We start from the raw sequence: 13,582 nt of genomic DNA, 5'->3' as shown, positions 1-13,582 counted from the left end.
GCAAGGAAAGGGTTGTTATGCAGCACGGGCATAAGGTAAAAATCACCGATGTGCTCAAATACAAGAATGTAATCATTTCGACTATCAACAGCATACCGGTCATGGCCTGGCTCTGGATTTACAGTGGCTTCTCCGCATTATTTCTTGCCAAGGTTCACAACATGAGCATGGAAGGCATCGGTCTTGCTATGGGCGCCTCCGGTATCGGTGGATTCCTCGGGATGATAATTATGGGACGGTTGTCGGACAGCATAGGACGTAAAGCCGCCATTATTATCAGCGGCCTGCTATGTTGCCTCGCAGGTGTTGGGATCATCGCTATGCCTGTGGGCACTACCCTCACTGCTTTCTCCATCCTCTTTTTCTTCTGGGGTATGTTCGGCGGCGCGTTCTTCCCCTTGTATGTGGGCACCCTGGCCCCCGAAGCTGTACCGCCTGAATTTGCCGGAACAGCCGTGGGCGTTCCTACGGCAGTAGGTGAGATTATCGGTGCAGCCATTATGCCGACTATTGCGGGCGCACTTGCCGATAAGTTCGATCTTTATGCACCCATGTGGATGGCTGCAATAGCAGGACTATTGGTTATGGTTATCTCGACGGCCTATGTAGAAACGGCGCCAAGGAAGGTTGCAAAGATGGCGAAAAAACCAACGCGCGATGACCATCTACTTAAGCCATTCAGAGGTAAGCAGCCGATCGTCACGTCTTGACCCTGAGAGCATGTGTAAGCGTTAATATATAGATTTCCAACACCCAAACCGAGGCCAGGATAGTCCTTATGATGATCCTGGCCTCACCCCCATCGTTTATTAAATAGGAGGAACTCATGGATATTAGCAACCTGACGCGGAAAGCTGCATCGGAACAGACCGCACTTCTTATAGTGGATATGCAGAAGGATTATTGTTGTGAAGGCGGGATTTTCCACAGAACAGGCTTTGATGTAGAAATTGCCAAAGCACTTGCGATTCGGCTCAACCTATTTCTGAACCAGGCAAGGAAAGCGCTTAAACATATCGTTCATTTAAAGATGACAAAAATTGCATCTCTCAGCTCGCCGGTAGCACTCGAACATTATCAGCGCCATGGCATCGAAAGGCACTACGATCCTTCATACTCGGACTTTTATGAAGTTTTACCGGTTGAAGGGGAATTGGTAATACCCAAATACAGGCATTCCGGTTTTGTTTCAACATATCTGGAGCACTTTCTGAGGATTGGCAATGTAAAAACGTTGATCTTGACAGGATTGGCTACAAATGTTTGTATAGAATCTACAGCGCGGGATGGATTCGCACGGGATTACCATATAGTTGTTCCCGAAGACTTGACTGAGGGGACCAGTTCGGAGGCCAAAAAATGGTCGCTTATCAATATAGATTCTTTTTTTGGTGAAATTGTAAAGTCAAATGATCTACTCCGCTGCTGGGGCATTATCTGAACTGAAAAAGAAGATGGGGCATATGGACACGGATGGTGTGCCCTGCTTCCCTGGAAGAAGCTGCACTACAGCACCTCTAGTAGACAACAAAATAGAAGGAAATTATATGCTGGAGGAGGTTTGATGAACAAAACAGCATGGGATGTTATTGTTGTGGGCAGTGGTCCTGGCGGTAGTGTAGCGGCAAAAATATGCGCCGATGCCGGGCTGGAAACACTGCTCGTGGAAAAAAAGCTACTTCCACGGGACAAGGTATGCTCAGGAATGGTGATGGGGTACTGGGCAAAAGACCTGATGAAGGAAAACTTCGGAGACATACCGAAAGACGTCCTCATCGAACAGGGCCAATATAACGGTATTACCCTTCATGTGGGAGCGGAAGCTTTAGTGGATATACCAGCCCCTATTCCTGTGGGGTGGAGGAAGAACCTCGATTACTGGATGTGCAAAAAGGCAGTGGAAGCCGGGACGCAGTTAAAGGACGGCGCCAGGGTCTACAATATCAGACAGCTTGACAGAGGTTACGAGGTGGCGCTTAAGAAAGAAAACAAAGAAACTGAGATTATTAATACCAGGTTCCTGATAGGCGCTGACGGGGCCTATTCTGCGGTGAGGAAGTTCGTCTGCCCGGACCTGAAGGTGCGCTACCGGCCCGCATACCGGGAATGCTATGAAGAAAATCTGTCGATTGAGAAAGACCGATTTCATTGGTTTTTCCCTCTCATAGCTTCATCGCCAAGATTCGACATAAATTACAAAGAACATTTTCTACTCATCGAAGGGGGCAATATTCGACAGATTAATGTCACAATGCGGCGAATACTGGGGCGCTATGGATTCCATCCTGACGTGAAACCTCTCTGGCGGGACGGATGTGTTATCCCTGTGCTGCATGGCGACTTATTGAATGGCACCTTTGTGCCTGCAAAAGATAATGCCATGTTGGTCGGAGATGCAGCGGGTATGCTTTTTCCCTTTACTCACGAAGGGATCGGAGCTGCCCTGAAAAGCGGAGTCCTGGCAGCTCAGGCAGTGACAGAGGCCATCGCCGAAAACAATACAGCCGGTGAGCTTTATATGAGAAAAATACAGGGAATAAAGGTGTTCTTAAAGGAGTTATGGTTATTACACCAGGAGATGAACGATATCGCAAAAAATGGAGCGGATGCACTTGCCGAGGCTATGGGAAAATTCATTGAAAAGACAGTTCAAGAGACGGGATTGGTCAACGGAGACCGGTTCATGTATTGATCCGAAGGAGAGGTGTGTATTGCCTTAATCATCAGTTTTTTACAGTATGTTGTATAAAATAGTTATAGACTTCTTAGTACCTTATCTTCTCAGTTCCAGCTTTATTTTGCTTACAGAATCTTTACTTCTCTTAAAAATCTGGCGCTTTCTTCAGGCATGGCAGTATTTATAAACATGCCTGTACCGAGTTCAAATCCTGCTATCTGAGTTACCTTCGGTATTATTGCCATATACCAGTGAAAAAACTTTGAATCAGCGCCTGCCGACGACAAAGACCTTATGACATAGTTAAAATCCGGATTATCAAGTCCGACATAGATACGCAAAAGCGTATCTTTAAGTATAACGGCAAGATCTGATATTTCCGTTTCTGTTATATGGCCAAAACATGCGTTATGTTTCCTGGGAAAAATCCATACATGAAAAGGCGACAAAGCGGCATAGGGCACAAAGGCGACAAAGGAATCGTTCTCACTGATGATTCGTATTTTGTCCTTTTGCTCATCTTTCAAGTACAAGCAATAAAGACATTCTCCAAAATTAACGTAATAATAGTTCCTGATTGCCTCTTCGAGACGGTGCATGACCTGTCCCGGAAATACCGGCGTGCCGACAATTTGTGAATGGGGATGTTCCAGAGAGGTGCCAGCGCCTTCGCCGTGATTTTTGAATATAATCACATGCTCAATTCTTGAGTCTTCATAAAATGCGAGTTGACGATTTTTATAGGCAAGCAATATTTGTTCAATATGAGCAACAGGGAGCAATGCAGTTGTCATATTGTGTTCCGGTGCCTCAACAATCACTTCATGGAGCCCAACGCCTGTAATGTGTTGTTTAAAATCTATTTTTGTTTTGACTATTTCGCCCTCAGGTGAAAAGGCGGAAAATTTATTCGGCACGCATCTTACCAGCCAGTTATCATCAGGCCCTTTTAGCGAAAAGGTTTCTGGCGGGGTCTTGTCCTCATTTCCTTTACAAAAGGGACAGGTAGCAACGTAAGCTGGTACTTCCTTTTTTTGTTTTATATGGACGAAATCTTCCGGGCGCTTTGCACGTTCTGTCGCAATCACAACCCAATCGCCGGTTATAAGGTTTAAACGGACTTCTGACATGTTTCACCCCCAGTTTTAATTGCTCACAGTTAACTTTTTAACGGTCTAAGCTTACTTTGTCTGTTAACAGAAAACCGTGGATTAATAAATTGATTTTATGCCAAACAGATTATATTAACAACAGGAAAAACAAGTCTTTCAGCAGCCTACTATCAGCCGGAGGCGTACTACAAAGTACGTCGAGAAACACCAACAAGTGGTTACCCGGAAAGCCACGGGATACCTTTTATACCTGCAATTTGTTTGTATATTCAAAAATCTTTTCCAGCATAAAATTCTTTCTTATCGGTTTTGTCAAGTGGGCATTGCATCCTGCATCAAGGCTCTTTTGAGCATCTTCTTTCAAGGCATAAGCCGTTAAAGCTATTATTGGTGTGGGTTTTAGATTGTTCTCCTGCTCCCACCCCCTGATCTGTTTGGTAGCTGTATACCCATCCATGACAGGCATTTGCATATCCATTAGAACCAGATCAAAGACATTATTCTTAAATTTATCTATGCCAATCTTGCCATTTTCAGCAATATCAATAAGATAAGGGGTATTTTTTAGATATGCCTTTATGAGCAGGCGGTTGTCATCAGAGTCTTCGATGAGAAGGATGCGAAGAGGCCGTTGATCTTTTTGTAAAGCCGGGGCTGTATCAGATTTTATTTCCTTTGCAATTATGGTCTTTCCGAGGGCAACTTTAATGGCGTTTTGAAGGTCTTTCTGCTTAACTGGTTTCATGAGATATGCCGCTATTCCCAATTCCTTTGCCCTGTTTGTGTCGCCTGTGCGGCTTTCAGAGGTGAGCATTATGACGGTTGTGCCCATCAGGTCCGGATCGCTTCCGATTTTTTCCGCAACGGAAAAGCCATCCATAAATGGCATACGGACGTCCAGAAGCACCAGATTAAAAGGTGTTTCTGATTTTTTTGCCTTTCCAATTGCAACGAGCCCTTGAGCGCCATTTTTTACTGTTGTTACGACAGCCCCCCATCTGATCAGCATCTCTTTTAAAATAAAACGGTTTGTTGCATTATCATCAATAACAAGAATCCTTAATCCTTTTATGTCTACATCGGGTATCCGGACAATCTCCCTTTCTTTATCACAACAGTCAAACATTGCTGTAAAGAAAAAGTTGCTCCCCTTTCCGACCTCGCTTTTCACCCATATTTGCCCACCCATCATTTCCACCAGTTGTTTTGAAATTGTTAAACCAAGTCCTGAACCTTCGTATTGTCTTGTTATAGAAGAATCTGCCTGGGTAAATCGTTCGAAAATGGCATCCATTTTATCAGGTGGAATGCCGATACCTGTATCATTTATAGAAAAGATGAGGGTGATTTCCGATTGCAGCACCTGCAAATTTGTGAAGGGGGTTGCGAATTGAGGCATGTCCTCATTCCATACCGGTTTTTTTACTTCCAGGACTATCTCTCCTCTTTCGGTAAATTTGACGGCATTGCCGAGGAGGTTGATTAAGATCTGTCTTAAACGGGTAAAATCGCCGTTAACGTAACGGGGGACATCCGGTTGAATGTGACAGGCCACCTCAAGCCCCTTTTTGTGAGCCTGAACAGCAATGACCTCACATGTTTTTTCAATAATTTCCAGAAGATCAAATTCAGCAATTTCCAGACTCAATTGCCCGGATTCAACCTTTGACAGGTCCAGAATGTCATTAATAAGCGAAAGCAGGTTATCACCGGCTGATTTAAAAATCTCCACATACTGTTGTTGTTCCGGTGTTAAAGGAGATTCCCGGAGAAGATCTGCCATGCCGATAATAGCATTCATCGGTGTCCGGATTTCATGACTCATAGTTGCTAAAAAAGCGCTTTTTGCAACATTGGCTTTTTCAGCCTCTATTGCCAAGCGTTTTGACTCTATGGCTACCGATTCGAGTTGCCGGTTTAATGCCTCTGTTGCCTCCTTCGACTCTTTCAGCCTTTCTTCTACCTGTTTTTGTTCAGTAATATCAAGAAGAATGCCTACTATGCCGATCGGGGATCCATCGGTATCTTTATAGAGGGCTTTGCGGAAAATAAAATCGTGTATAGCACCCCCGGGATAGGGGATCTCCAATTCGTAGGCCTGATATTCATGGTTTTGAAGGAGCAGGATGTCCATTTTATGATCTTTTTCCGCCAAATTCGGCGATAATATATCGTACAGAGTTTTGCCGACAATTTCGTGTCTTGGCCTGTTGGTGAATTGCTCAAAGGCATTATTGCACCCTTGAAAAACCCCTTTTTTGTCTTTGAAAAAAACAGGACTTGGTATTGTTTCCATAATTGTCTGGATAAACTGGAACTGTTCCTGCAATGCCGCCTCTGCTGCAAGGATTCTTTCGGTGTCTTCTTTCTGACGTTGCATGACAACAATAAAACCAAACAATATCAATGCAATGACTATTGTAACACATATTGGAACGAGACGGTAAATACTGACAAGCCTCTTCCACTCCAGTGCGTCCATATCCACTGCAATGAATGCATAATTTTGCAGTAAAACAGGATCGCGGATAGGGGAAAAAGCAGAAACATAGGTGCCGCGAGAATCAACATGAGGACCGGTTACTGTGCCGTGGTCGTATTCAAGCACCTCCTTGATGTTCCAAGGGGCATTCTCGTAAATATCGCCCGGCAGCACTGAAGGGTTGTTAAATTCCTTCGGTCTATCAAATTGAGCATCAAGATAAAATAATACTTTATTTTCTTTAGAGTTTATCAGGTAGATACGACGGAGATCCTTCTGCGCTGCACTTATTTTAGCCAGCAACTCACGTAATTGATTATAGCCCGTTAGACTCACATCATCAGGGGAGCCGGTAAGGATTTTAACCTTTTCCAAAGGCATAGCGGCAGCAATAATATTTGCCCTCGTGAGGAATTCAAGCCGGAGTATTCTTCTCGCATGCCAGTCCATTTTAGCAGTAGCAAACCATCCTCCTATTAAAACAAAAAACATGAAAACAACCATAATAATAGAATAATAGTCATGTGACGTTACGCCATATTCCATGCGTTTTGTCTGTCTGAAGGTGTTAAGATATATCCAGATAGCAACGGCAATGATAATTGCGAGCCCCCCCCGGAGCAATTGAACGGGAAAGCCCGAAGCCTTAAAAAAAGTTTCATTGTTTATAAAGGATGCGGGGAAGAAATCTATCTGAGGAACGATGATGCCTGATGCAACAGCATACAAAACCATTGCTAAAGCCGCAATAACCATTATTTTTCCGCCGGCTTTTTTAATCAGGGATTCACGGTAAAAAACGAAGGCTGTCCATGAACCGCCTGTTAGCCCCAGGGCGTATCTGGCAGAAGTATCTAAGCCATTTATGCCCGAAAAGCCGCCTAAAAGGACTAAGCATAGAAGCGGCAGATAAATCCAGCGCCCAGGACCCTTTCCTGTCAGAGCAATACTCCCTGCCCGCCCGAATTCTATAAGAAAGATAAATGAGAGGATTAGCAGGAAAAGTCGTAAAACAGTAATGCCTGGCGTGTCCCACAGACTGATGGATAAAAGCTCAAGCCATTCGTTAAGACCTTGTATTAAACCGAAAAGCCCTAAAAACATCCAGGGAAGATCAGACCTCTCTCTTTTGTATAAACTAAGACATGTTGCGGCAAGTATAAGAAGTGCCAATCCGTAGAAGAAGAAGATATAATCCATTTGACCTTTGAGGAATTGTGATGGCATCTAAAGCGCCTTCAATGCGTACGAATAGAATTGAAAATTATTCTTCCCTTTGTCTTTGGCATAATACAATGCAATATCTGCGTTCTTCAACAACTCCTCTGCCAGGTTTCCATGCTCCGGAAAAATGGAGATGCCGATGCTTCCGGTGAGGTAAAATAAGCTTTCATTAATATCGAAGGGGTACTGAAAGGATTTAATTATGCTTCTTGCAACCTTGATGGTGTTGTCTTTTCGCATAACTGCCGGCAGGATTATTGCAAACTCATCTCCTCCGAGATAAGCCACGGTGTCCACTTTTCTGATGCATTTTGTGAGTCGTACGCCTGTCTCTTTCAACAGGCTTTCGCCAACGAGATGGCCGTTGGTATGAATAATCTTTTTAAAATCATCAAGATCAACTATCATAACAGCAAACCTTTCCTTATTGCGCTGTGCTTGAATGATAGCCATGTCGAGGCGGTCATAAAAAAGTGCCCGATTCGGAAGCCCTGTAATGGAATCATGGGTCAATAAATATGACATGTCCTTTTGTAGATTTGTTGCTTTGTCTTGCCAACCTTTTTCTCTGTCAATCATATCTCTCCTTAATGTATAAATTCAGATTTATTTTCTCTTAGCATAAGCGGCAACAGCTTCAAGAAACTGTGTCTTTTTTACCGGTTTTGTTATATGACCGTTGCATCCGACCCCAAGACTTTTCTGAATATCTTCTTTCATGGCATATGCTGTAAGGGCAATGATCGGCGTTGGTTCAAGCCCGTTTTTCTTTTCCCATGCCCTTATTTGTGAAGTAGCTGTGTAACCGTCCATTATCGGCATTTGCATGTCCATCAGAACCAGATCATATTTTCCCTGACCTTCTGTAAATTTTTTTAAAGCCACCAGGCCGTTTTCTGCCAAATCTGTTTTATGAAGCGTATTTTTAAAGTATGACCAGAAGAGCAATCGGTTATCCTCATTATCATCAACAATCAGTACATGTAAAACCTCTTTTTCACCGGGAGATGGTTGAACAACGTGGGCTTGAGCTCCATCATCTTTATGAGGGATATAATGCATTGCAATATTGATTGCCTCTCTTAGTTCAGCACGTTTGATCGGCTTAAATAGTATTGACGTGATGTTAAACTGATGGGCCATTTCCTTATCGCTCTTAGAAAATCCTGAAGTAAGAATAATTACAGAGACATGTTTGAGCTGTTCATTTTTTTTAATACGTTCTGCTACTTCAAAACCATCCATATCAGGCATATGATAATCAAGAAAAACAAGCCCTATCAATTCTTTTCCAACAACGCTGTGCTCCAGTATTTCAAGACCGGTCTTGCCGTTTTCCGCCTCTGTTACCTGAGCGCCGAAGCTGCTTAGCATCTCTCTCAAAATCATTCTGTTTGTAGCGTTATCATCAATGACGAGAACTTTAACATCTTTTAAATTCACATTATAAGGCAAGGTCTTCTCTTCTTTCAAGCCCTCCTGAATATTAAAACATGCTGTGAAGAACATAGTGGTTCCAACATTGACTTTGCTTTCAGCCCGGATTTCACCTTCCATGAGATGGATAATCCTTTTTGAAATGGTCAATCCAAGGCCTGTTCCGCCATATCTCCTTGTAGTTGAAGCATCTGCCTGAGTAAATTTTTCAAAGATCATATTAATTTTTTCATCCGGAATGCCGATACCCGTATCGCGAACAGAAAACAGAAGGGTAACTATTTCTGATTTAGAATTTAGAATTTTGGATTTAGAATCTGAAAGACCTTGAACCTCTTTTTCTGAACCTTGTTTGCTTACTTCGACAACAACTTCACCTTTTTCTGTAAATTTTATTGCGTTTCCGATTAAATTAACCAGAACCTGTCGCAATCGTGTCGGATCTCCAATCAAGTAAGCGGGAATATCCGGGGATACATGGCAGGTCAGCTCCAGGGCTTTTTCATTAGCCCGGAGCGCCAGAATATCGTAGGTCCTTTCAATGACATCCATGAGATCAAAGCTTATATGTTCCAGGTTTATTTGGCCGGCCTCCACTTTAGAAAGATCGAGGATATCATTTATGAGTCCAAGAAGGTTTTCCCCTGCGCCCCGGGAAACCTGGACATACTTTTCCTGCTCAGAGGTGAGTGGCGTATCCATGAGAAGTTCAGCCATGCCTATTATGGCATTCATTGGAGTTCTGATTTCATGGCTCATGCTTGCAAGAAATTCACTTTTTGCACGGTTTGCAACTTCTGCTTCTTCCTTTGCTTTCCGCAAAGCAATCTCAGTTTTTTTAAGATCAGTAATGTCAAGGATTACCCCGACCAGTCCGGTAATGCTTCCTTTCCTGTCTATATAGGTAGCTTTACTGAATACTACGTCATGGTTTGAACCGTCGGGATGAGCAACAGTTGTTTCATACCGTTGTATCCCCGGCTCCCTATAAAGGGCCATGTCCATTTTATCAATCTGTTCAGCCACTTCCTTTGTCATTACGTCATAAACAGATTTGCCGATAATTTGTTCTTTAAGCAGACCAAGATGAGACTCGAAACCTCGATTGCAGCCCACGTATAAACCGTGTAAGTCCTTGTAGAATACCGGTGCGGGAATTGAATCAATTAACACCTGCAAGAAATGCACTTGTTCCTGAATTCTTTCTTCTGCTCCCTTACGTTCGGTAATGTCGACAAAACTCTCCAGGTAGTATGCATGACCGCTTATTTTTATGGGAACAACTGTTTTAATAATTGGTATTCTCTCGCTATTAGCATTTATGAGAATTCTATCTGAATTATCGACAGTCTGTTTGAGGTCGGAAATCGGACATTTCCCTTTTTCTGCCGGGCATATGAAGGTGTGACATGTCTTGCCGATGACGTTTTTTTCATTGGTTCCAATCATTGTGATAGCCGCAGGATTTGCGTAAACGATCTTATGTTCATCGACATCGATGAGCATGACCCCTGTTTGCACAGAGTTTAATATGGATTTTAAGTAGTTCTCGCTGTCTTTAAGCGCATCCTCTGCCATCTTAAGTTCGGTGATGTCGCGGGCAACATGAACAGAGGCAATCAGATTACCTTTTTCATCATATAGCGGAGAGACAGTTACTGAGAAAAAACCTCCGAAAGCCTCTACTTGAAGTTCTGCGTTATGGATTTGTCCATCCTCCAATAAGAGGGTATGGGGGCAGAAAACAGGCGGGGTTTCCATATCATGAACCGATTTATAGCATGGCATCCCGACCATTTCCTTTGGTGAAAGATCCAACTTATCTGCCATTGCTTTATTTACCCGCATAATACGGTGTTGACCGTCAATGAGTGCAATCAGATCGGGCACGGAATCGAATGTATATTCCCATTCCTGTTTGGCACGAATAACAAGGTCTTCCAGTTGTTTGTGCTCGATCTCCAGCTTTTCCAGTTCAATATTCCGTTGACGCAATCGTTGAAGCTCATCAATAAGTTGTTTTTTTGTATTATACATATCTTCCATAGATACTGCCTCCGAACATTTCTTCTTTTTTGTATGCACCGAAAGTTCAGATGCCTTTGAGAGCCTTTTTAATTCTTAATAACAGGACATCCTTCTTTACCGGTTTTTTGATAAAGTCTGTTGCGCCGAGTTTAAAACCTTTGATCTCGTCTTCATCGCTATCTTGTGAAGTAATGAAAATCAAGGGAGTTTCTATGCCCTTTTGTTGTTTCAGTTCCATGAACTTAAATCCGTCTAAATTGGGCATCTGAATGTCCGAGAGGATAAGATTGAAATTCTTTTGCGCCAACTGCATTAAGGCATCAATGCCGTCATTGGCAACCCTTACATCATAACCCTCACCCTGAAGGTAACGGGTTATCAGTCTTTGGGTATCCATATCATCTTCAACGACCAGCATTGATATCTTTTCGCTGTCTGTTTTAACCAGAACGGATATTTGTTCAATCACAGGTATGTCAGGGATTTTATCGGCCATCTGTGTACTTTGTTGCGTTTGTAAAAGTTGTTCTTCCACAAGTATTTTTTCGTATACAGCCTGTGGTGAAAAGAGAAACTCCTTGACCTTTTCCACTGCATGGTGGCTGATAAGTTTAACGCCGGTTTTAGCTACATATTCTCGTATCTCGACAATAGATTTATTGGCCCGTACCATTTCTATTGTTTCAGGTTCGAAGGGTATGATTTCATAGACCCCTTCGCGTCCGGCATAACCGGTTTCACTGCATTTCGGACAGCCTACAGGGTGGGCAACCTCAACAGGCAGTTGATCTGTGAATGGTGCAAGCATATCTGCCTCTTCATCAGAGATGGGCACTATCTCTTTGCAATAGGGACAGAGCTTTTTCAATAATCGCTGGGCAACAATACCAAGGATTGAGTCTGCCATCTGACCTCTACTAATTCCAAGCCTTTCAAGACGGAATATTGCAGTAGTGGCGTTCGATGTATGCAAGGTTGTAATCGCAAGGTGTCCTGTGCTTGCAAAATCAACGGCAATGCTTGCCGAATAGGAATCCCTTACCTCACCGATAAACAGAATATCAGGGTCCTGTCTTACTGAGGATTTAAGAATTGCTTCAAAAGTCACCCCTTTTTTATCATCCACCTGTTGCTGGTTGGCAAAAGTTATACGGTATTCAACAGGATCTTCAACTGAGATAAGGCTTCTTTTTTGGCAATCTATCTGGGAGAGGAGGCTATAAATGGTAGTGGTTTTCCCTGAACCGGTTGGCCCGACAACGAGAACCATGCCTTTAGTTCGTCCTGCAAAATCATGCATTGTCTCGAACTGTTGATCCATCATTCCCAGTTCTTTCAGATCCTTTTGCTTTGCATCCGGTTCAAGCATCCTTATGATTAAACTTTCTCCACTGGGTGTTGAGGTGCTTGCAAGTCTGAGCTTGAAACTTCTGTTATTGATTATGGCTTCCAGGGAACCGTCCTGTGGTTTATGCCGTTCTGTAATATCAAGCCCTCCAAGGGCCTTTAACCGTGTCAATACCATAATGCCCGTATCCTTGTTCAGAGAAAACATGTCTCTCATATCCCCGTCTATCCTGAATCGGACTATGGTATGTTTTTCCTTTGGTTCGATATGAATATCGCTTGCCTTGCTGGTTACGGCAGTGTAAAGAATTGTATTTGTAATATGTACCACGGGACGTTTTTCAGTTTCTTCTTCAGTAATGAGGCTCTTTTTTTCAGAAGCAGGTCTTGCAATCTTTATCTTTTCTTCGAGCTTGTCAATCATTTGATCTGCAGCGGTTGTGCCGTATTTTAATAATGAGGCTATATTCTCCGGTTCAGTGATTACGATATCTATCTGTTTTGACCTTGAATTTTTTTTCAAAACTGCAAGAAGTTCCCAGTTAAAAGGGTTGCTCAGAACATACGTATTGTCCATAGTCTCTGACTTAACGGCAACAACAGAGTTGCTCTTCGAAAAAGGTGTAGAAAGTATGCCCAGATTTACATCATCGGGGTCTATAATAGGCGTGTAACGAAATCTAAAAAACTTTGCGATAAGCTGTGCCACCTGACTACTCGGAATGCCTGAATCCGAAAGCATCGAATAGATTTGAGAAGGGATAGTATGCATAAGCCTGTCTTTTATGTCAGAGGAAAAGCCGAGTTCTTCGGCAAGAAACTCTTTGAATTGAATAAAGTCTGAAGGAGTGATTTTTCCTTCCTGCTCCGGAACAATCCCTTTTTCCACTGTTTTCCAACGGGTTTTTGTATTTATATGTTGTTTAATTTTTTCAAGGAGTAGTTTTCTTTTAAAAGGTTTTACTATATAGTCAACTGCCCCTGCAGCAAAGGCCTTTGCTTTGTTCTGTTCTTCTTCAATGCCGGTTAGAAATAAAACAGGTATATATGCAGTTTCAGTATTTTGCTGCAACCGGTAACAGGTTTCATAACCATCCATGTCCGGCATTAATACATCAAGCAAAATTAGATCAGGTTTCAATGTGTGAATTATCTGGAGTGCTTTTTTTCCGTTTTCGGCAGCAACAACCTCGTAATTATTATTAATCAGTATCTGTTCGATAAGCCGCCTTATATCCGGATCATCATCAATACTCAAAATTAAAGGTCTGTCCG

Annotated in this window: 8 protein-coding genes; 3 read left to right on the top strand and 5 right to left on the bottom strand. The window is 42.8% G+C overall.

The window, feature by feature from the left end; genetic code table 11:
- From NT178_02260 to NT178_02250, 3 genes are all read left to right on the top strand, one after another.
- The coding region (locus NT178_02260) for an MFS transporter (GenBank protein ID MCX5811356.1) at positions 1-710 on the top strand (710 nt) is incomplete at its 5' end.
- 116 nt (positions 711-826) lie between these two features.
- On the top strand, positions 827-1,441 hold the full coding sequence (locus NT178_02255; protein ID MCX5811355.1) for a cysteine hydrolase: 615 nt from the start codon (positions 827-829) through the stop codon (positions 1,439-1,441).
- A gap of 123 nt (positions 1,442-1,564) precedes the next feature.
- The gene (locus tag NT178_02250; GenBank protein ID MCX5811354.1) at positions 1,565-2,692 is read left to right on the top strand and encodes an NAD(P)/FAD-dependent oxidoreductase; all 1,128 of its coding nucleotides are present in this window, start codon (positions 1,565-1,567) and stop codon (positions 2,690-2,692) included.
- A 110-nt stretch (positions 2,693-2,802) separates the two neighbouring features.
- Here the strand turns inward: NT178_02250 and galT are convergent, their stop codons facing one another.
- From galT to NT178_02225, 5 genes are all read right to left on the bottom strand, one after another.
- Positions 2,803-3,807 carry a galactose-1-phosphate uridylyltransferase gene (gene galT / locus NT178_02245; GenBank protein ID MCX5811353.1) on the bottom strand — a complete coding sequence of 335 codons (1,005 nt, stop codon included), beginning with the start codon at positions 3,805-3,807 and terminating at the stop codon, positions 2,803-2,805.
- A gap of 226 nt (positions 3,808-4,033) precedes the next feature.
- The gene (locus NT178_02240) at positions 4,034-7,498 is read right to left on the bottom strand and encodes a response regulator (GenBank protein MCX5811352.1); all 3,465 of its coding nucleotides are present in this window, start codon (positions 7,496-7,498) and stop codon (positions 4,034-4,036) included.
- A complete protein-coding gene (locus NT178_02235; GenBank protein MCX5811351.1) occupies positions 7,499-8,074 on the bottom strand; it encodes a GGDEF domain-containing protein in 576 nt (191 codons plus the stop codon).
- 27 nt (positions 8,075-8,101) lie between these two features.
- Positions 8,102-10,978: a response regulator gene (locus NT178_02230; protein ID MCX5811350.1), complete on the bottom strand. Its 2,877-nt coding sequence runs from the start codon at positions 10,976-10,978 to the stop codon at positions 8,102-8,104.
- 46 nt (positions 10,979-11,024) lie between these two features.
- Positions 11,025-13,565, bottom strand: coding sequence for an ATPase, T2SS/T4P/T4SS family (locus NT178_02225; protein MCX5811349.1), 2,541 nt, complete (start codon positions 13,563-13,565; stop codon positions 11,025-11,027).
- Positions 13,566-13,582 lie beyond the last annotated feature (17 nt).

The sequence above is a fragment of the Pseudomonadota bacterium genome, assembly GCA_026388255.1.
Classification (GTDB): Bacteria; Desulfobacterota; Syntrophorhabdia; order Syntrophorhabdales; family Syntrophorhabdaceae; genus JAPLKB01.
This window is presented reverse-complemented; position numbering and strand designations above follow the sequence as displayed.

Coding starts and splice junctions, on each gene's coding strand:
- NT178_02255 (MCX5811355.1), top strand. CDS start 827: ATGGATATTAGCAACCTGACGCGGAAAGCTGCATCGGAACAGACCGCA.
- NT178_02250 (MCX5811354.1), top strand. CDS start 1,565: ATGAACAAAACAGCATGGGATGTTATTGTTGTGGGCAGTGGTCCTGGC.
- galT (MCX5811353.1), bottom strand. CDS start 3,807: ATGTCAGAAGTCCGTTTAAACCTTATAACCGGCGATTGGGTTGTGATT.
- NT178_02240 (MCX5811352.1), bottom strand. CDS start 7,498: ATGCCATCACAATTCCTCAAAGGTCAAATGGATTATATCTTCTTCTTC.
- NT178_02235 (MCX5811351.1), bottom strand. CDS start 8,074: ATGATTGACAGAGAAAAAGGTTGGCAAGACAAAGCAACAAATCTACAA.
- NT178_02230 (MCX5811350.1), bottom strand. CDS start 10,978: ATGGAAGATATGTATAATACAAAAAAACAACTTATTGATGAGCTTCAA.